13 protein-coding genes are annotated in these 21,102 nt (G+C 35.1%); 2 read left to right on the forward strand and 11 right to left on the reverse strand.

Annotated elements, in window-relative coordinates:
- Window positions 1-9 precede the first annotated feature (9 nt).
- Window positions 10-2,436 carry an ATP-dependent DNA helicase gene (locus EKH84_RS00300; protein WP_127064633.1) on the reverse strand — a complete coding sequence of 809 codons (2,427 nt, stop codon included), beginning with the start codon at window positions 2,434-2,436 and terminating at the stop codon, window positions 10-12.
- A gap of 151 nt (window positions 2,437-2,587) precedes the next feature.
- Here EKH84_RS00300 and EKH84_RS00305 point away from each other — a divergent pair, with 151 nt between their 5' ends.
- Entirely contained in the window at window positions 2,588-4,081 is a 1,494-nt protein-coding gene (locus EKH84_RS00305) for a DHH family phosphoesterase (RefSeq protein ID WP_127064634.1), read from the forward strand.
- A 165-nt stretch (window positions 4,082-4,246) separates the two neighbouring features.
- Here the strand turns inward: EKH84_RS00305 and EKH84_RS00310 are convergent, their stop codons facing one another.
- Window positions 4,247-7,192, reverse strand: a complete 2,946-nt coding sequence (locus EKH84_RS00310) for a TIR domain-containing protein (protein WP_190283433.1) — start codon at window positions 7,190-7,192, stop codon at window positions 4,247-4,249.
- A 210-nt stretch (window positions 7,193-7,402) separates the two neighbouring features.
- Window positions 7,403-9,424, reverse strand: coding sequence for a beta-galactosidase (locus tag EKH84_RS00315; RefSeq protein WP_127064636.1), 2,022 nt, complete (start codon window positions 9,422-9,424; stop codon window positions 7,403-7,405).
- Window positions 9,425-9,708: 284 nt separating this feature from the next.
- Between EKH84_RS00315 and EKH84_RS00320 the strand changes: the two genes are divergently transcribed.
- On the forward strand, window positions 9,709-11,190 hold the full coding sequence (locus EKH84_RS00320; protein WP_127064637.1) for a sialate O-acetylesterase: 1,482 nt from the start codon (window positions 9,709-9,711) through the stop codon (window positions 11,188-11,190).
- A 112-nt stretch (window positions 11,191-11,302) separates the two neighbouring features.
- On the opposite strand, the gene EKH84_RS00325 is transcribed toward EKH84_RS00320, so the two are convergent.
- The 8 genes from EKH84_RS00325 to EKH84_RS00360 form a co-directional block, all read right to left on the reverse strand.
- Complete coding sequence (locus tag EKH84_RS00325) at window positions 11,303-12,553, reverse strand: UDP-N-acetylglucosamine 1-carboxyvinyltransferase (RefSeq protein ID WP_127064638.1); 1,251 nt, start codon at window positions 12,551-12,553, stop codon at window positions 11,303-11,305.
- A gap of 95 nt (window positions 12,554-12,648) precedes the next feature.
- Window positions 12,649-13,533, reverse strand: coding sequence for a two-component system regulatory protein YycI (gene yycI / locus EKH84_RS00330; protein WP_127064639.1), 885 nt, complete (start codon window positions 13,531-13,533; stop codon window positions 12,649-12,651).
- Between the two features lie 103 nt (window positions 13,534-13,636).
- On the reverse strand, window positions 13,637-15,022 hold the full coding sequence (locus EKH84_RS00335) for a hypothetical protein (protein WP_127064640.1): 1,386 nt from the start codon (window positions 15,020-15,022) through the stop codon (window positions 13,637-13,639).
- Window positions 15,023-15,046: 24 nt separating this feature from the next.
- Window positions 15,047-15,574, reverse strand: a complete 528-nt coding sequence (locus tag EKH84_RS00340; RefSeq protein ID WP_127064641.1) for a hypothetical protein — start codon at window positions 15,572-15,574, stop codon at window positions 15,047-15,049.
- Between the two features lie 132 nt (window positions 15,575-15,706).
- Entirely contained in the window at window positions 15,707-17,458 is a 1,752-nt protein-coding gene (locus EKH84_RS00345; RefSeq protein WP_127064642.1) for an ATP-binding protein, read from the reverse strand.
- A 3-nt stretch (window positions 17,459-17,461) separates the two neighbouring features.
- A complete protein-coding gene (locus EKH84_RS00350) occupies window positions 17,462-18,151 on the reverse strand; it encodes a response regulator (RefSeq protein WP_127064643.1) in 690 nt (229 codons plus the stop codon).
- Window positions 18,152-18,183: 32 nt separating this feature from the next.
- Window positions 18,184-18,993, reverse strand: a complete 810-nt coding sequence (locus tag EKH84_RS00355) for a LysM peptidoglycan-binding domain-containing protein (protein WP_190283434.1) — start codon at window positions 18,991-18,993, stop codon at window positions 18,184-18,186.
- 105 nt (window positions 18,994-19,098) lie between these two features.
- The gene (locus EKH84_RS00360; protein WP_127064645.1) at window positions 19,099-21,096 is read right to left on the reverse strand and encodes an S-layer homology domain-containing protein; all 1,998 of its coding nucleotides are present in this window, start codon (window positions 21,094-21,096) and stop codon (window positions 19,099-19,101) included.
- Between the last annotated feature and the right edge of the window lie 6 nt (window positions 21,097-21,102).

The raw sequence follows: 21,102 nt of genomic DNA on the forward strand, positions 1-21,102 counted from the left end.
AAACCGAGATCATTCTATTTGCTCCCAGAAGCGTTTGACATAGGATGCTATTTCTGGTGTTTTTACTTTTTTAGCCTGGTAAAACTCTGGTGTTAGAAGACTTTCGTAAAGAGGGGTATTGAAACGGTCATCTATTAGCAAGATACTTCCTTTATCTTCTTCTGTTCGAATAAGACGTCCTACTGCTTGTAGTACTTTGTTAATGCCTGGGTAAGTATAGGCATAGTGGTAGCCGTCTTTTTCTTCTTCATCAAAGTGATTTTTAATAAGGTCTCTTTCTAGGCCAAGCTGTGGTAAGCCTACACCTACTACCACTACCCCAATAAGCCTATCTCCTGTTAAGTCTATCCCCTCAGAAAAGATGCCTCCTAATACGCAGAAGTTGATGGTGGTGGTATTTGGATTGGGGACAAACCTTTCTAAGAAGCCTTCTCTTTGTTCTTCACTCATTTCACTGGTTTGCTTATAGACTTCATATTTTAACCTTCCTAAATCATCATATACTGAAAAGTAACTCTCATTTTGTAAGTCAGATTGTAAGTCAGAATCCTCTTTTTTTTGACTAGTCATGACCCTTAGATGCTCAAATACCTCTAACATATATTTATAAGATGGAAAGAACACCATGTAATGTCCTATTTTTTGTTCTACTAACTGACAAATGGCGTTGCAAATCTTTGTGTAACTTCCTTCCCTATGTCTATATCTAGTGGATACATCCGTAGTCATTAGCCTTAAAGCATTTTCTTCTATAAAAGGGGAATCAAAAGCTATGGCCTTATCCTCCTTACCTCCTAGCATGTATTTATAATAATCAATAGGCAAGAGGGTAGCCGAGAAGAAGATAGCACTTTTGCAAGTACTTGTAATGCTACTAATAGCAGTACTTGGATCTATACAAAACAGCTTTAATCTCACTTCTTGTCCACTACTTTCTCCATAAACGACATAATGTTCATCAAAAAGTTCATAGATACGATTAAAACTATAAGCCTCAAAATACAAATCTATTAAATCAGCTGGTAAATTATTTTCTCCCCCCTGCTGCAGCTTTTTATCACATGCAGCTATGAGCCTTCTATTAATCTGATAAAGTGTTTTAGGGGCCTCCTTACTAATATAAACCCCTAATTCATCTATATATTCCCTTCTTAAATCTAAAAACCACTCATTAAGCTTTGTAAGTTCTTTAGAAATAGTAGGGTAGCCTTTCCCTAAGTTTTTCTTCACACTTAAGACCTGTCTTTTCGAAAGACTAGCAGAATACATTTCTCTCGCACGATCAACTAGGTTATGTGCCTCGTCTACTAAAAGCACAAAATCTCTGTTATCTGCAAATCGCTTTAGTCCTACACTAGGGTCAAATACATAGTTATAATCACAAATCACAATATCTGCCCATATAGATAAATCAAGGGCTAATTCAAAGGGACATACCCGATGTTTTCTAGCGTAATCCTCTACCATGCTTCTAGAAATTAAATCTTTCTCATTAATAATCTCATAAACCGCGTCATCTACCCTGTCATAATGGCCATTGGCCCATTCACAATAATCAGGATGGCACTGCCTTTTGTCACAAAAACAAATCTTGTCTTTAGCAGTTAAAGTAATCGTTTTAATCTTAGCCCCTTTTTCGTATAAGCGCACAGCTGCTTCTTCTGCAATGGTCCTAGTAATGGTTTTTGCAGTAAGATAAAAAATCTTACTGCCATGTCCTTCTCCCATAGCCTTTAAAGCCGGAAAAAGTGTAGACATGGTCTTGCCTATGCCTGTTGGTGCACTGACATAAAGGTTATTGGTTTGCTGAATACTTTTATAAACACTAACAGCTAACTCTCTTTGCCCCCTGCGGTAGCTTTCAAAAGGAAAGGCTAGTTCCTTTAAAGAACCGTCCCTCTTTTTAGTCCACTCCATGTAAAAGCGAATCCATTTTGAGTATTTCGTAATAACCTGATTAAAGAAAGCTTCTAATTCTTCAAAGTAGAAGCCTCTTTGCAAATGTTTGATTTCTTTTGTTTCTATATGATAATAGGTAAGGCGTACCTGCATTTCCTTCTGAGCATTTTCTTTAGCATAAAAATAAGCATAACATTTAGCCTGAGCCCAGTGAAGAGGATTGTAATTCTCATCAATTAAGCTTAGGTCTTTAGTTGTAGTTTTGATTTCATCAATAGTAACCCCTACTAGGTCTCTAATAATCCCATCTGCTCTACCCTCTACCACAAAGATGATGCCATCCTTTTCGCACTCATGAACCATTTTGACCTCTGCCTCATAATTAGCCTCCATACTTTCTTGAATCTTCTTATGAGCCAAGGTTCCTAAAACAGCCCTATTGCTACTAGTTACCCCTGAGGTGATACTTCCTTCTCTGAGTACAAATTCTACTAGCTCTCTAACGGAGATTTTCACTAGTCCTTCACTAATACGCATTTTTTAGGCCCTTTCCCTTTTCATTCTTCTTCCATTATACAACACATTTCCTTCTAAAATACTTTCTTTATTTAAAAGCTTTTACAATTATAATTGTATATTTTATTCTAAATTTATATAATAGTTATAAATCTATATATAAGGAGGGCTTATGAAACTATCCGATTTAATAACTACTGCTCCCATTACTATCCAATGCCATGATAATCCCGATGCAGATGCTTTAGGTGCAGGCTATGCTTTATATACCTATCTTAGGCTTAAGGGGTGTGACACTAGACTCATCTACAGTGGGCATCTTCAAATCCAAAAAACAAATCTTGTGGCTATGATAGACCTTTTAAATATTCCCATAGAATATACCAAAATGACCAAAGTAAATGGGCTTCTCATCACTATAGATTGTCAATATGGCGCTGGCAATGTAACCCTCATAGAAGCTGATGATGTTGCTATTATTGACCATCATCAAATCGAGATAACCAATGTTGAAAAAAGTGAAATCTGCAGTTTTTTAGGCAGCTGCTCTACTTTAGTATGGCAAATGTTTTTGGATGCCGGCTTTGAGGTTAATGAATTTCCTCTTATTGCTACTGCCCTATACTATGGTTTATTTACAGACACTAGCCAATTCGCCGAACTCTATCATCCACTAGATAAAGATATGAGAGATCATTTACATATTGATGAGAGCATTATTAAACGCCTCAAAAATTCCAACCTTTCTTTAGCCGAAATTGAGATTGCAGGCCTAGCACTCATTCGTTATACCTATAATGAAGTCTATCGTTTCTCTCTTATCAAAGCACGTCCTTGTGACCCTAATATTTTAGGACTTATTAGTGATATGATGCTCCAAGTAGATACGGTTAATACCTGTGTGGTCTATAGTGAACTTACTAATGGCATTAAGCTTTCTGTTAGAAGCTGCGTGAAAGAAATTAAAGCTAGTGAACTGGCAGCTTATTTAACTGAAGAAATTGGTTCTGGCGGAGGACACCTTGAAAAAGCTGGTGGCTTTATTAATCAAAAGCTTTTTGAGAAAAGTTATCCTGGTCTATCCTCAGAAGCTTATTTCTTAAACCGACTAGACAGCTATCATAAGAGCTATGATATTGTCGATGCTGGTACTTATGTAATGGATACCTTTGATATGCCACTTTATCAAAAGCTTCCTATTCCTATTGGCTATGTAGAAACGATGAAGCTTTTACCTCCTCATACACCAGCTATTGTGAGAACTTTAGAAGGTGATATCGACATTACTGCCTCTGAAAATGTATATATTATGATTGGTATTGATGGCGAAGTATACCCTATTCAAAAAGACAAATTTGAACGTAGCTATGAGAGGTTATCTAGTGGCTTTGTTTTAGATGACGCTCAGTATTTCCCTTCTATTAAAAATAAATTAACTGGAGAAACCTTACTCCTTAAAGACCACGTACAATCCTGCCTAGCTAGAGGAAAGGTACAAATCTATGCTAAGCCTCTTACAAGAGTCACTAAAGTCTTTACCGCTTGGGATAAAAGCAAATATATGTATGGTGCCATAGGAGATTATATTGCCGTACGTAGTGATGATCCTCATGATATTTATATTATTAGAGGCGATATTTTCTTAAAAACCTATGGTAGGATTTAATATCTCATTACCTATTAAAATAGATGACTACCTAAAGGAGTGACTTCTAAGTATTTCCATTAGGCCTTAAATTTAGAGCCTATGTAAATACGCTATGAACGCCTAGTAGGTAGCCATCTATCTCATTTCCTAATACAGTTAATTATGCATGAGTTACTCTTATTTTTACTCTTGAATAAAATATTGTTCCTTTTCTTGTTCTGTAAGTGTCCTACCTACTAACTGCTTCTGAGCTTCTTCTACTAACATTTCTGCTGTATAAAAAGGAACTACATAAAGCTTCTCATAATCTCCTCTTATAAATTCATCACACTTATCATTAACAGCTATAATCGCTTTTAAATACCCTAGTCTTTTTTGATTTTGTAAGTTATAAACTAGTAGTTCATTTTGTTCAGTAGTAATTGCCATTCTATTTTCTTCCTTGTAAAAATGAATACCTGTCATAGGAGAGGGTGAATTTTCTTTTAACTGCTCACGCATCTTTGTCTCTAACGAATAATACCATACCGTAGTATCTTCATACCCTAACCAAAGTGTTTTACTTTCTTCATCAAAAACAAAATAGCTTAAGGCAAGTCCATCGTTTTTTAATACATCTGTTATCTTCCCTGTTTTTAAATCAATTAGCTCTACACTATTATCCTCTAAGCAAACAGCTATTGTGTCCTTATTGGCAATACAGTTTAGCACACCTTCTTCCTTTAAGACCTGTCCCTTGGTAGTTTGTATATCTACTAGGCTCAACTGTCCTGCTTTGTCCAAAGTTAAGAACCGTCCCTCATCTATTATACTAAGGCTTACTGCATCTACTGTTTCAATTGTTTTATAAAGCTCTAGATTATCTTCTTTAACAATCTGCACCTCAGTATCACTAACCAAGTAAAAGTAAGGTGCTTTATAGTATATTTCTTCAGCTAGTTCATTACTAAAAGCTTCTTTAAAAGTACCATCTAATCCCCAAACCTCGATGCCTTTTCTAGCACTAAAAATATAAATGCTTTGATTGTCCTCTAGAAAGCCAGCCTTTCCTGCATACTCTTCCATTGGAATACTGGTAACTAGTGCTTGCTTATCCATATGCCATATATAGGCCATGTCACCTTGATTTGAAATAGTATATGCCCACTTACCATCTTTACTATATGCCCCTTGCTCCATACTCCCTTCAAAACCTTCTAGGGTAGCCTTAGGTGAACCAGACATATCTTTATAAATATAACCCTTCTTGTCTTCACCTGTCGTAATCACGATTCTGCCACCTGCATAGTTTAAATCGGTAATGCCAGCCGAATGATTAAAACTAGCACTTTCATATAAGCCACCTACATCTAGCATAAGCGCCCTTACAGAACCGTCCCTCATCCCACAAAGTGCCAAATGATTACCTAGTAAACAGTAATTCATAATCGTGGAGGACTGGGCTAGACTATATTGGACTTTGCCTACAGTAACATCTACAGTTTCTAGTACATTTCCTTTTGTCATCACTAATTGTTGTGGATTTTCTGGGTTAACTCTAAGCATTTCTATCATAGATTCACTTGAATCTAGCTGCCATACTTCTTCTGCTCCATTAACTCCAATATGCATATAACTTAGATTACCTCGACCATTGCCATAGAAATATTCCATCTCATCTTTATATTCATCATTACTTGAAACAGCTAATGACCTCTCATCTATGAATACTAAACCAGATAAAATCTTATATTTGCTTTCAAAGGTCGTTAGCCACCTTTTATTGATTAAATCCCAAATATGTACCTTACCATCTTGTCCTATAGCTAGCACACTCATATCTTGATTCCAAGTCACCTGCATCTCCCTATAACTATCAATATCTAGTCCTACTAGCTCTCCTATTGCTTGCTGCTTTTCTGCATCATAAAGCCTAACTGTATCTCCTACTACTAAAATCTGCTTTTTATCAGGACTCAAATAAAATTTATTGTAGGATTCCCCTGCTATTTGCCAGCTGAGCTGATTCGTAGCAACTTCTGTCAACTTTAAGCCTTCTTCATCTGAAAGGATATAATGCTTATCATCTATAAATTCAAAACTATCCATCCTAAGATAGCTGTTTCCCTTTTTAACAACACTTTTTAACTCCCCTGTTTCTAGGTCCCAAATTTCTATATAGCCTTCCTCACTTAATGTAGCTGCCCATTTTCCCTTTGGTGAAAGTTTAGAAAAATATAAGGGTCTTGAATAATCTAAAGTCTTCTCTGGCACTAATTTAAAATCATATTTGTAGACATAGAGCGCCTCACTCAGTGCATAAAGAGCTTCATCCATAATAGGCTTTTCTGGCGTAGCTAAACTCTTGGGCAAAGCTTCTTTACCCACTAAAATGGCCTTCATTCTATCGCCTTTTTCTAATAATCTAAGGGATTGATCCGCCAAAGCTCTAGACTGAGTCGCCAGCTTTTCTCTCATCTGTACACCAATTTGCCATACACGCCAAGCATTGAAGGCCCCAAAGCCTCCTAAAAGCAGCGCACAACCTAAGGCTAATCCCATTAGCTTCTTCTTTCGTCTTTCCTTATGACGCTGTTTTAAGTCATCATAGCGGCATCCTGCAATCGGAGCAATCAGCCTAAGTATTTCCTCCTCTAGCTTTCTTTCTACTTCTTTTTTATTTGCTCCTCTAATGTCTGTCGCTAACGGTTCTACCTTTTCTTCTACTGTAACTAATTCCCCGTTCTCCTCGTAAGTCCTTATATGTACTCTTAAAATATCCGGAATGACTTCTTCTACTTTTCCTTCAATAATCAGTAGTAATATACGTTCTGGCCCATTTAAAGCTTTAAAAGTAGTAATTTCTTTCATCACCCATGGCGACTGTGATGTTCTAGAAGAGCCTATTAAAATAAGGTACTTAGAATCACATAATGCCTCCTCTAGCTCCTGACTTAAGCTAGAGGAACTCATTAATTCTTCCCTATCTCTAAACACACGATTAAGCTTTTTCCTACCAATTTGTTTGGCTATATGTCTTGGTAAACTGTAAGTTTCTAATTTTTTATGAAGTTTAGCTGCTACAAAGTCGTCTAGCTCACCATGTCTATAACTAATAAACGCATCATAACGATAGTTCTTTTCTTCCACAGTTTTCTCCCCTAAACATGTTATTTTGTTTATGTTTATTATATATTAATAAACTGAAATTTGTAACTATTTAGCCAAGTTTAAGAAAGAGAATAGTAGAAGAACACAGAAAATGAGAAGGATAACTATCTTATGAGTAGTTATCCTTCTCATTGCCATAAACACTACACTCTATCCATACGATACAGTTTATCCTCTGTCTTATTTCTATTAGAAACTTGCTTTTAATAACAAAACATCTTTTGCACTAAGATTTAAGACTTCTCCTTTTTTGTAAATACTGTCCTTTAGTAAATCTACATATGCTTGGTCAAATGTTATTTCTTTAGCTTCTTGATTATGATTAAGAATAAAGGTGTATTCTACTCCTTCTTTATAACGTCTTGTAACTTCCATCCCTTCGGGTAAAGTCATAATAGGGTTAATTTCTATTTCTTCTAGACGTTCTTTAAGGAAATCAAAGAAAAATTCTTGGCTAGAGCTACTGCCAACATACCAAGCTTTACCTTGCCCAAAATGATTGATGGTAATAGCAGGTGTTCCTGCATAGAAATCTTCACCATAGACCGCTACTACTTCCGCTGTTTCTAAGTGGATCAAATCACATAACAGCTCAGCACTATATGTACGTCCATCTGTCATAACAAGTTTATTTGCTTCTCCTGGTGGTAAGGCATCAATCTCCTCTACCCATATGCCCATAAGTTCTCTTAATTTTCCTGGATAGCCACCTATAGTCACTAAATCATGTTCATCAACAATGCCACTAAAGAAGGTCGTTATAAACTGACCACCTGCTCTTACGAACTCTTCTAGTTTCTTATGGTAATCACCTTTTATCATATAAAGTACTGGCGCTATAACTAATTGGTATGGGGACAGGCCTGCATCTACACCGATAATATCTATATTGATATTTTGTTTAGCTAGGGCTGTATAATACTTAGAGACTTCTTTGATATAACGCAGCTCTTTACTTGGACCTGCTGAATATTCTAGCGCCCACCAGTTATCCCAGTCAAATAAAATAGCTACCTTAGACTTTACTACGGAGCCAATAATTTCATCACCTAACTTTTCAAGCTCTGCTCCTAGAGCTGCACATTCTTTAAATACTCTGGTTTCCCCTGTGCCCACGTGATCAATTAATGCACCATGATATTTCTCACAAGCCCCAATAGATCTTCTCATCTGGAAGTACATAATCGTATCAGAACCATGTGCTACAGCTTGATAGCTCCAGAGGCGCATTACTCCAGGCCTTTTTAAGTTATTATAAGGCTGCCAATTCGTCACACTAGGTGTTTGCTCCATTAAAGCAAAAGGTAACCCATCTTTAAGTCCTCTCATTAAATCATGATCCATCCCCATCTTATAATAAGGATCATCAGTAGAAGGATAGTTATCCCAAGAAACAAAATCCATATATTTAGCCCATTTATGATAATCTAATTCTTTATAAAAGCCCATGAGATTAGTCGTAATTTGAATCTCTGGTGTTATACGTTTAATAGCTTCATACTCTTCTTTGTAGCACTCTAGCATACTATCTGAACTAAAACGTGCATAATCTAGGGAAATACCCTGGAACATACTTCTTTCCCATTCAAAGTGCTCACTTTGAAGATTAGGAACAACGATTTCATCCCAAGCATAAAAGGTATGTCCCCAGAAGCTTGTATTCCATGCTTTATTTAAAGCTTCTAAAGTCTTATATCTATTTTGTAACCATACTCTAAAGGCTTTTTCACAAGTATCACAATAGCATTTCCCACCAAACTCATTTGAAATATGCCAAGCTACAATGTTATCATAGTCTTTATAACGTTCTGCTAGCTTAGCCGCTAAACGCACTGCATATTTTTTATAAACTAAGCTATTAGGGCAAGAATTATGGCGTCCACCAAACTTCCTCCTCATGCCACTAAACTCTGTGCGAAGAATCTCCGGATACTTTTTAGCCATCCAAGCTGGGTGAGCTGCTGTAGAAGTGGCTAGACAAACCTTTATATTGTTTGCTTTTAAGTAGTCCATTTCCTTATCTAACCTTGAGAAATCATATTCTTCTTCACTTGGCTGAAGCATAGCCCAGTTAAATACATTGAGCGTTACAACATCTACCCCAGCTTTTTTAAAAAGCTTCATATCTTCTTCTAGTATTTCCTCTGGCCATTGTTCTGGATTATAGTCGCCACCAAATAAAATTTTCTTTACCTTCTCATCATTAATCATAACTTTCCCTCCCATTGTCATCTATCTTTTCTTTTTACACCTTTGCTATCAAACTTATCCTAACATAAGGCTTGCCTTATGCCTATCAGATAAATTGGTGAATATTTATCCCCATTTTTGAACTTTTTTAGATTACAATCCACAATTTTGTCCAGTTATCCTTAGCATTTTTGTCAATAACAATTAGGAGAGGTTATGATATAAAATAGGGCTTAGTAAAAGAAAATACACATTAATAATAAAAATATATTTCTAAAGACTACGTATCACAAGGAGGATAAGCCGTGGGTGAGGTTTTTCAGTTAGCAGAGATTTTTAATAGTCATATGGTTTTACAAAGGGATGCTGCCATTAAGGTATGGGGAAGTGGGCCTAATAAGAGTAGAGTTATACTCACCATTAGCCAGCAGTTACATTCTACAATGATTAGTCATAATAAATGGTGTATTACTTTAGAGCCTTTGTGTTTAGGTCCCAGTTTAGAGATGAAGGTAACTTGTGGCGATGAGACTATTATTATAGCTGATATTTTAGTAGGTGATGTCTACCTCTGTAGTGGTCAGTCTAATATGGCTATGCCACTTAGAGAAACAAATAATGGGGATTTAGATTTGTATTCTATTAACTTACCTGAGATACGTATTTGTGATATGGTCGTTAAGCCATATGAGGGTAGCACCGCTTACATAAGTCCTGATGATACTATAGGTTGGGAAATTAAAACTTCTGATCTTAAGTGGCAGCCTTGCACCTGGCCACATATTCATAACTTTTCTTCTATAGGCTACCATTTTGCGAGTCACTTATATAACGCTTACAAGATTCCTATTGGTATAGTCAATTGTTCTTTTGGTGGACGCCCTATTTGCACTTGGATTAGAGAGGACTATTTTAAGGAAGACGATGAGCTACTTGCTTACTATAAAGACTTCGAACAAAGACTCAAGGAAGTAGACCCTCTTGCCTACATGAAAGCCTTCGGTGAGTATCTCGTTAATATCTGTCACTATATTAGTAAACAAACTACTATTTGGCCTACAGAACCTTTTGGTCCCTTTGATACCAATACGCCTTCTGTTCTTTATCATGCTATGCTAGAGCGCATTGTTCCTTTTCATTTTAAGGCAGTACTATGGTACCAAGGAGAAAGTGATGAACTCATTTCTCATCTTTATGCTAAACTTTTTAAAATCCTTACTAAAAATTGGAGAGAGGTCTTCGAAAATCCTATTTTACCTTTCTTCTATGTACAGCTTCCTAACTTTAATACACAAGCCGATCCTCATGACCCTTATTTATGGGGTAAACAGCGTTTAGCTCAGGAACAAATAACAAGAACCGTCCCTCATACTTACATGGTGGTAACTACTGATATTGGCGAAATGGAGGATATTCATCCTAAAGATAAAAGGCCTGTAGCTACTCGTTTAGGAAATTTAGTACAAAAGTATCTCTACAACGAAAATAGTGCCGCTGAAAGTCCTAGATTACAAGATGCAAAGCTTATAGGCTCCTATATTCATCTTTTCTTCCAGGGTGACGGCTTACCTCTTGCTAAACCTAATGAGCCAACTTACATCAATGTAGTAGATGACCTAGGAAAGAATCATCTCGTCTTAGCAGAGGTTGAGGATAGAAAAATCCTCTTAGATTGCACAGCTACTCCCAAGCCTCTAAAGGTTCACTACTGTCTTGAAAGCGCTTGTGAGGCTAGGATATTTGATAGTAATAATCTCCCCATAGCACCATTTTGTAAGGTATTATAGCATCAACTTATAGGATAAATATTGATATTTATTCAGAATAAAAATAAAAGGCAATACTTAGAAAATTTTCTAGTATCGCCTTTTATTTTTTATTATATTTTTATACTTTATATTATCTACGTTCGATATCTGCGCCTAATACCTTAAGCTTTTTCTCTATGGCTTCGTAACCTCTATCGATGTATTTAACATTTTTAATATGTGTTTCTCCCTTAGCACGAAGCCCAGCTAAAACCAAGGCTGCTCCTGCTCTAAGGTCTGTGGCAGCTACTTCTGCCCCTGTTAATTCACTTACGCCTTCAACTGTAGCTGTACGTCCATCTACTGTGATTTGGGCCCCTGTTTTCTTCAGCTCATCAATATACTGGAAACGATTGTCCCATACGCCTTCAATAATTGTACTTTTACCATTAGCTATGCTTAAAAGTACTGCCATTTGTGGTTGAAGGTCTGTTGGGAAACCTGGATGTGGTAGTGTCTTCACATTAGTGCCTTTAAGAACCTCTGGCGCTGTTACTCTAATGTAATCATCACCTTCTTCAATCTTAATACCCATTTCCATCATTTTTAAGCTCACTGAATACATGTGTTCTGGAATAATATTTCTAACATATACATCACCACCTGTAATAGCACCGGCAATCATGTATGTTCCAGCTTCAATTTGATCTGGAATAGCAGCATACTTACCACCTGTAAGTCTCTCTACCCCCTTGATACGAATCACATCTGTCCCCGCACCTTTAATGCTTGCACCTGCTATATTAAGGAAGTTAGCAACGTCTACTACATGTGGCTCTTTTGCCGCATTTTCAATAATCGTTGTTCCTTCTGCTAAGGTTGCTGCAAGCATGACATTAATCGTAGCCCCTACACTGACTACGTCTAAGTAAATTTTAGTTCCAACTAATTTTTCGGCATAAGCCTTAATAATACCATCTTCAATGGTTACTGTTGCTCCTAATGCTTCAAAGCCTTTAATATGCTGATCAATAGGCCTCACACCAAAGTTACACCCTCCTGGCATGGCTACCTCTGCCTTTTTGAAGCGTCCTAAAAGTGCCCCTATTAAATAATAGGACGCTCTAATATTTCCAACAGCTTCATTGGTTGCCTTATAACTATATAAGGTAGAACCATCTACTTCTAAGGTATGTTCATCCTTTAAGTGAGCTATAGCACCTAAGTCTTCCATAGCACTTTTTAATTTAATAACATCATCTATATATGGTAAATTTTCAATTTCACTAATTCCATCTACTAAAAGAGCTGCAGGTAAAATGGCAACTGCTGCATTTTTTGCTCCATTAATTACTACATCGCCTACCAGACGCTTTCCACCTCTTATATACAACTCGCTCAACCTTAACACCTCTTAATTATTATTTAACAAAGCATTGCACTCTATGCCATCTTAGATTATAACATTAAAACTAGTAAATAAAAAGTTTAATTTCATTATTTGACAATTTCATTGGTATAAGCATTAACAAATAACGGTTTTTCTAAACCATCCACCTCAATTTTATACATTGGTACAATTTCTTCTCCCCACAAATTGCTTCCCTTTTTCTCAAGTCTTTTATACCCTAAGGTAATATCCTTTATAACAATATTCCCTTCTAAGGGAATGTATTCCTCAATACCGAAAAGAACTAAGTCTATAGGCGTAATTCTCTGTTTTCTACCATTTGCTGCATTCACTTCTCCTAAGTAAATTGTTGCACTTCCTATGCCATTTGCATACACCTTTATTTCAATAGGCAAATCAAATATAGGAATATACTCAAAGATAGGATAATAGGTTATGATTACACTATTCTCCTCTTCTTTTATTTCAAAGTAAGCATTTTTATAAAGCTTGCCTACCCCAAGCCTTTTGATAAATGCTTCTGCTTTTGCTTTTGCTTCTGTAATACTAGGTTTAATACCTAATAAATTGACACCCGTATTCGTATATGTTATTTCTTCTTTATCAAATGCTAAACGCTCATCTTCTTTATTAAAATAATAAACTTTGGACGCAAAGTGTTCCTTACTATTCTCTGTAGAACGGCTTACTTTAGACAAATCATTCCCCCAAAAAACTTTGACTAAATTACTTCTTACTGCTACATTATCGCCTGTATAACTTAAAGTAGCTGACATCTTAGGAGCAAATTCTTTAGGTAATTCGGCTTCTAATGTGATACCACTTTCTGTTAATAACCCTACGATGTTATTTATCCTGGTTTGTGAAAGCTGATATTGTGTCCCTCGTCTAATGCTAATAAAAATAAACAATATCAAATTAATGCCTATAAATAATAAAATAAGCCTCTCTAATATTTTTCTTCCATTCATTTCCATCCCCCATATCCGGAAATATAGGATTTTATATTTCCCATAAAATAAATATAACAAAAAAAATTGACAATGTGAAGTAACTTCGCATTGTCAATTTTTTCTACGGAAAGTACCACTCATCTTCAAATAAGGTTGCCCAATCAAAATCTATCTTTGATTCTACACTTTGAATAATATAAGCACACTCTATATAATCTAACGGTTCTGCTTCTAAATCGCTTATATTACAAAGCTGCAATGTATCATTGATAGCACCTTTAACTTCTCTTGTTAATTCCTTATAGCTTGCTACATCCTTATTGATCATTTCTAATTCTAGCATAAGCCAACTGCCTCTTACAATTTGATTACTTTTTATAGCTAACTCTAAAAATTCATTGGTCTTGAGCTCGGTTTTTATATGGTCTGTAAGTAACACTTCGAAGTCTTCATAACGATAACCAAAGCGATAAATAGTTTCTTCTGATTTCTCATCTTCAACGATTTCTTTTAAATAAAGTCCTTTTTTAAGTTGCTCTGGAATAGCTTCTGACTCAGCAATAAAATTATTAATCTTATTCATTTTTTCTACTGCCGATAGCTTAATTGTATCTCCTGTTATTAACTTTTTAAACTCTAGAACACCCTCATTAGAATATCTAATATTCAAATTAAAAGAATCGCTAAAAATAATCCCCTCTGGTGTAATACTGTAATCCTTATATGATGGATTCTTAAAAAAAACATTAATATAGCTTTCTAATTGATTAATCTGCTCGGCTTCTGTTTTTCCTGTAATAATCGGCTTTATATACAGCTCTTTATAAGGAATTGGCAGATTTTGATTATCTAATGGATAAAATACATTTTTTAAAAACGCATTACTATAATTATTAAATAAGCTGTAATTAGTATTTAATAAGCTCGCTTGATAGGTTTTAATCCCTTCAATCTTATTTTCATCATTATAGTGTTTAATTGTTTTATTATGTAACTCTAATCTGCCTTCTAAAGTAATTTTTGCAGTAACCTTCTGCTTTTCATTGATAAGATAAATATAGTTACGATAACTATCGCTCTCGCTAATATCTATAAAAATTTCAGAAATCTTATCCATTTCCTTTTTACTATTTTCTTTATTGACTGTAAAACCTAAAATTTCATCTATGCTTAAACTTAGTCCATATTCATATACGAATCCCTGCCTTGCTAATAGTTGGGCATAAGTATATTGTTCTTCTAAAGCAATTTTATATTGCCCTTTTTTCATCTCACTAACTAGTTCTGTTAAAAGTCCTAATCTGCCTTGGTCATTATCCCCATCAATTTTATAAGCCAGACCGCTTTTGTTAACCCATATCTCCTTTGGCTGAGTCACTACATCACTGGAGGTTTCACCTAAAAAATTATGGCTTGACGTATCGCCAAGCCATAATATTGTAGTCTGCCATATGCATAATATAATGAGGGTGCCTAGGATACCAAATCTAATGAAATTATTTCTCATATGCTCACCCTTATCTTGCTTTGATTATAAGTTTGCTTTAACCACGAAACTTTCAATTGCTTTTTTGTTTTCTGCACTTTCGCGTTTGATATAAAAAACCATTACATCCTCTTTTTTATCTGCTTTATTTGCATAAGTAATTTTAATCTTATTGTCACCTTCTAAAAGTTCTATAAGTTGTTCAAAACCTTCTGAGGTATCAACCTTTATAGTATAGGTGTTACTAGCTTCTTCACTATACTCTTCTTTATTAGCTGTTTTATTATAAATAGCAATTGTGATTTCTGTTCCTTTATTCACATTACCTATTAAAAGCTGCTTACCTTCAAAGGTGGTATTAGCTACTTTTAAGCTTGAGTTGTTACGGGCGATTTTAACGTAGCCATCCTCACTTACTAAATAATCGATGGACTTATCATCTTTTTCCTCTGTTACCACGTTCACATTAACACCTTTAACTGCTTCTTTTGTATCATTAGCATAAATGGCACTAGCATATAAGCTCATCATTACAAATACAAATAAGAAAACCAAACCTTTTCTTCTTTTCATGACTACAATCCCCCTTTCTCCGAACCTAAAAGTCATCTATTATTAACTTTCCATTTGTCATATAGTCATTTATTAATCTACTTATATTATAATATAGATTTTCTGTTTTCAATATTACAATATGATTACATCTTATAACATTTTTTTAACAGCTTCTGGAAAGCTTAAAATCACCTTTGTCCCTTGTCCTAACTGGCTTTCAATCTTTATGTCACCGCCATGAAGAAGCATGAGTTCTTTGGCAATAGATAAACCAAGTCCAGTACCACCCATCTTTCTAGAACGTGCTTTATCTACCCTGTAAAAACGTTCAAAAATGCGCTCTAAATCTTCTTCTGGTATACCCATTCCTGTATCTGTGATTTCTACTATAACATATGCATTTTCCTTCTTCATGTAGACACCTAAGGTACCTGGCTCTGGGCTATATTTAATAGCATTAGATAAAATATTATGTAGAATTTGTCTTATACGAGAAAGATCACCCTCTATAAAATATTCTTCTTTTTTATCATAACCTACTTGCAGCTGGTGACCATGCTTAATAATATGTATATACTGTGCTTCTAACACCTCCTCTAAAAGAGGCTTTAAGTTAAGTCTAATAAATTCTAGCTGAATTTGCTTGTTATCAATACGAGAAAGCTCCAATAAATCTTGCACTAGGGCCGTCATACGATCTGCTTCCTTTTCCATAACACCAAGGAAATGCATAGCCGTCTCTTTTTCATCAATAGCGCCATCTAATAAGGTTTCTGTATAACTCTTTACGGTGGTAAGTGGTGTACGAAGTTCATGAGATACATTTGCTACGAATTCTTTACGCATTTGATCTAACTTTTGCTGTTTCGTAACATCTTGGATAACCACTACTAGGCCATCTGCTTCTTTTTTAGCATTTAGATAAACATCAAAATGCATTTTTAAATATCTATCACCTATAGTTAACGTTTGATCTGCGCCTTCATAAGGCTTACCTGCTAGTAGTTCTTCAAAGTTAACCTCAAGACCTATATTTTCAAAAACTTCTTCGAAATTAGGGGCCATACTGGTAGCACCTATCATTTCATAACATACAGAATTAACATGGATTAAAACCCCTTGCCTATTAAAGGCCATAACACCATCAGCCATATGTTCAAAGATTTTTTCTAGTTTATTCTTTTCACTAGTAATGACCTCCATAGTAGTACTTAATTGACTTGCCATGTAGTTAAAGCTCTGAGTCAATTCTCCAATTTCATCTGCTGCTTCTACAGGTATTCTATTAATAGAATTACCAGCAGCCAATTTCTTTGAGTTATTAGTAAGTGCTTTTATAGGTGAGGTAATCATATTAGAAAATACAATACCACAGAAACCCGTAATAAACATAGCTAGCACCAATCCTATGGTAATCGTTTTCATGATGCTAAAGATATTATTGTGTACATCTACTATATTGGCTTTAATATAAATAATACGTTCGATATCTCCCTGTTTATTCAAGATAACCCTTGCATGATCTGTATATTCACCGCCAGTAAAAACAGAAAAATGGCTAATTTCAGCTGTAGCCGACTTTTTGGTTCTTTTAGCCCTAACAACTACTTCCTCTTTTACACGTTCACCTATACTTAATTTACCACCTGTAGTACTTTCCACTCTTCCTTCTGAATCTAAGCAATAAATTTCATATTGATCATCTACCTGATTGCTCAAATCATCTAGATTCCAATTGCCTCTCTCTTCAATGTTTTCAGCCATGTTTTCGATGGTGCTTTGTACGCTTTCATAACTTCTTTCTTCTGTACTATACACAATGTATGTACCGCTTATGAGCATAATGATGATAATAGTGCACAAATAAATCAATACGATTTTAAGCTGTATGCTTGTTCTCATAACTTAGCCTCTAAAATAATAGCCTACACCTCTTTTGGTTAATACATAAGCTGCTTTGGAGGCATCGTCTTCTATTTTCTCTCTTAGTCTTCTAATGGTTACATCTACTGTTCTTACATCACCATAATACTCATAGCCCCAAACCTTTTCTAATAACTCTTCTCTAGAAAACACCTGTCCTTTGGCTTGCCATAGGAATTTTAAAAGCTCAAATTCTCTAAGAGTTAAATCAATAGCTTCATTATTTTTACTTACTTCATACTTTTTAAGATCCATACACAAATTATCTTCTACTAAGTTATCCTCGTTAGCTTCTGCTTTATTTCCCTCTGTCATTTTTCTTCTAAGTCTTGCTTTTACTCTTGCCATAACCTCTCTCATACCAAAAGGTTTTGTGACATAATCATCAGCACCCAATTCTAAAGCTAAAACTTTATCGATTTCATCTGCTTTTGCAGAAATAATGATAATAGGCACTTCTTTGGTTTGTCTAATTTCCTTACAAATTTCTAGGCCATCTTTCTTAGGCAGCATAATATCTAGTAGGACTAGGTCTAAATCCTTTGTTTTGATAAGATCTAGACCTTCTTCACCATCATAGGCTGTATATACCTCGTAGCCGTCCTTTTCTAGGTTATACTTAATAATGTCCGAAATAGCTTTTTCATCTTCAATAATACCAATACGCTGCATTGAATCTCCCCCTACTTGATCTCTTTTTATATTTAAGCTTCTTTATTTTCTTCGGCAGGTACTTCCTCTTTCACTATCTTTAATGGCAATAATGGCTCATTTATATTCACTTTAATAGCCTGCCCAATTCTTAATACAACTTTATCTGTGAATTCTGGATTGGCTGAAATAATACTATCAATGGTTGTATTGTACTTATTAGCAATTCCTGAAAGTGTATCACCACTTTGTACTTCATAGCTAATACTTTTAGGTGTTGTTACCGTACACTTTTGTACTAGTTTTTCCATAGAAATTAAATCAGCTTCTTTGGCAAATATATCTTTTAATTCAACCTTCTTGCCAAATTCTACTTTAACAGCTTTGTCTCCATAATACTTCTTTTTAAGCTCCGTCTTAAGTGTTTCAAGCTCTGCTTCTGAAGTTACTATACCTATAGGTTCACCTTCCACATAAATTTCTTTAAACCCTACTAAAATCTGCATATTACTTCTCATGCTGGATATTAAATAAGTAGGATCAATATAGTCTCTTTTTTTGGCGCGATATCTTCTTAATTCTAAGTCATCTTCAAATTTAACATCACTTTGATACTCTGTCCTAAGCTGTGCGATAACAGTTTCTTTCGCTGCTTCTATCACCTTAATATCCTTAATGGCACCTATGACTTCTCCATTAATACTAATCTCATAAGCATTTGGTCTAAATGCAAGCCATATACCCAAAATAGTTGCTATAACAATCGCAATCACCATAATTTTTCTATCCGGTTTTAAATTAAGGCTCCGTCTTCTCCTAGCATTATTAAGCTTAATTACTTTTTTTCCACTACTTCTTGCCACACTTTTACTCCTTTCATTTAAGTCCAGTTTAAAAAGCATACCTTCCTACCTTATCATAAAAGGGGACATTTTTCTTCATGTCCCCTCTCATTATTGCACCTTGCTCTATCCGATAATTAGAATTTTTTCTGGTGAAGAATCGTCTAAATATTTATAAGTAATTACAACTTCCATACCTATATCTAAAGTGTTACGATTTACTTCTTTGTTATTATTGATAATAGAAAGCGAATTAGGTACTTCTATACGTTTATAAATCTGAGTTTGTCCTGATATAGGGTCATAATCTACAAGCACATCAATGTAATCACTGCCTCTTGAAACATTCTTAATGATACCTTTATAGTTCACGGCACTTGTACTCTTAACTACATCAAGAGAAACCACTTCTTTACTTTCAAGTAAGAGTTCAATCTCTTGACCTAAATGAAGATCGCGTAAATTAATGTATTTACGTGAATTAATATCATAAATCTCTGTTTCTGTACCTAAGGTATAGGTTACAGTTTCCTTACCGGTGTTAACTACTACCCTGCCTGGTTGTGCCAGATGAATCTCTTTAATCATACCTGTTACATTGCTTTGCTCCCCTGTTGCTGTAACTGCACTAATGGTAGTTCCTGTTTTTGTTAAGCTAATTTGATCACCTATTCTTAGATCTTCTAGGTTTTTAATTTTATTATTACGTTTAATTGTTGCTTTTTCTGGTATAAATATAGTAGCTTCGCTAGTTCCTTGTTTAAGGGTTACATTATAGCCATCTAAAACAACTTGTTTAGCTGTGATTTCACCACTGCTTAAAGTACTTACAATGCTGCCTGTTCCTTTAGTAGCTTGTACTTTAGTAATCGTTGCATTTGCTACGCTAACAACAACCGTATCCCCTGCATTAAGGGCACTACTATCAGCTGTTACACCATTTAAAGTGATGGTGCAGTTGCTATCTAAAATATACGTTCTTGTTTGTCCATCTGAAAGACTTATACGGACAATACCATTACTAACCTTTTCTAACAATGTCCCTGTTACTGTACTTGCATTAACGGTGGTATCTGAACCACTATTAGAATTGCTATTTGAATTACTATTACCATTTCCTACTACTTTTATACTTGTAACATACTCTATATTATTAGTTAGTTCATAGGTTACTGTTATCTTTTGTTCTGCTGTAAGAGAAGATAAACTAATCTCATTACCTGCTTCATCTTTAGCTTTTAAAGTATTTTTTACAGTATAATAAATTGTTTTACTGTCTCCTTCTTTTTGTACTGCTATGTATTGTTCAGAGGTGTTCTTAGACATCATCTTTTTGAAGGTAACAGTTTCACCAGCTGTGGTATTAGTTTGACCACCATTAGTGCCACTATTAGAATTATTGTCTGTGCCCGCTTCTTTTATTTTTAAGGCATCACTTACCATCTTAGCACATAATGCTTTGGTAACTGGCGTATTAGGATTAGAATTACCCTTTGCATCAGGTGTAATCATACCTATACTCTTTAAATAAGCCATATAAGGTCTATTCGTAGCACTTATTAAGCTTTCATCCTTAAAAGCACCAGCGACATAATCAGCTTGAGCTGTTTTTTCTTTACCTAGTATACGTACGATGTATACTGCTAAGTCTTGTTTAGTCATGATGGCTTTAGTTTCTTTATTATTAGCTTTTGTAATAAATTTGTCTAAGTCAGTTTTGCTAATAAAACCTCTACCTAGTATGTACGCTACCTGTTGATCATAGAGCTTATCCCATGTACTATATTTAGTCGCATAGGACGCAAGTGTTGACTTTTGATTGTTATAATTATTGATGATTTGATTTTTAAAGGTTTCATCAATGTTTGTAGCAATCTCTACATTGACATAGCCTGTAGCCTTTGCCAAGATATCTGCTACCTCAAAGTATGTCATTTGGTTATTAGGGAAAAATTGTCCTTTACTATTATAAGTAACAATCCCCTTGTTTTCTAAATCTGTAATTGCTGTGTATGCCCAGTGATTTGCAGGCACATCAGTTGCTACTGCTGCAAAGGTACTAACTGTATATAAAGTGGCTAAGCCCAGTGCTAATAAACTCTTATTAAACTTTCTAAACTTCATTAATTC

Source organism: Cellulosilyticum sp. WCF-2 (assembly GCF_003990395.1).
GTDB classification, from domain to species: Bacteria; Bacillota; Clostridia; order Lachnospirales; family Cellulosilyticaceae; genus Cellulosilyticum; species Cellulosilyticum lentocellum.

Coding starts and splice junctions, on each gene's coding strand:
- EKH84_RS00335 (WP_127064640.1), bottom strand. CDS start 15,022: ATGAGAAATAATTTCATTAGATTTGGTATCCTAGGCACCCTCATTATA.
- EKH84_RS00360 (WP_127064645.1), bottom strand. CDS start 21,096: ATGAAGTTTAGAAAGTTTAATAAGAGTTTATTAGCACTGGGCTTAGCC.
- EKH84_RS00315 (WP_127064636.1), bottom strand. CDS start 9,424: ATGATTAATGATGAGAAGGTAAAGAAAATTTTATTTGGTGGCGACTAT.
- yycI (WP_127064639.1), bottom strand. CDS start 13,533: ATGAATGGAAGAAAAATATTAGAGAGGCTTATTTTATTATTTATAGGC.
- EKH84_RS00345 (WP_127064642.1), bottom strand. CDS start 17,458: ATGAGAACAAGCATACAGCTTAAAATCGTATTGATTTATTTGTGCACT.
- EKH84_RS00340 (WP_127064641.1), bottom strand. CDS start 15,574: ATGAAAAGAAGAAAAGGTTTGGTTTTCTTATTTGTATTTGTAATGATG.
- EKH84_RS00300 (WP_127064633.1), bottom strand. CDS start 2,436: ATGCGTATTAGTGAAGGACTAGTGAAAATCTCCGTTAGAGAGCTAGTA.
- EKH84_RS00305 (WP_127064634.1), top strand. CDS start 2,588: ATGAAACTATCCGATTTAATAACTACTGCTCCCATTACTATCCAATGC.
- EKH84_RS00350 (WP_127064643.1), bottom strand. CDS start 18,151: ATGCAGCGTATTGGTATTATTGAAGATGAAAAAGCTATTTCGGACATT.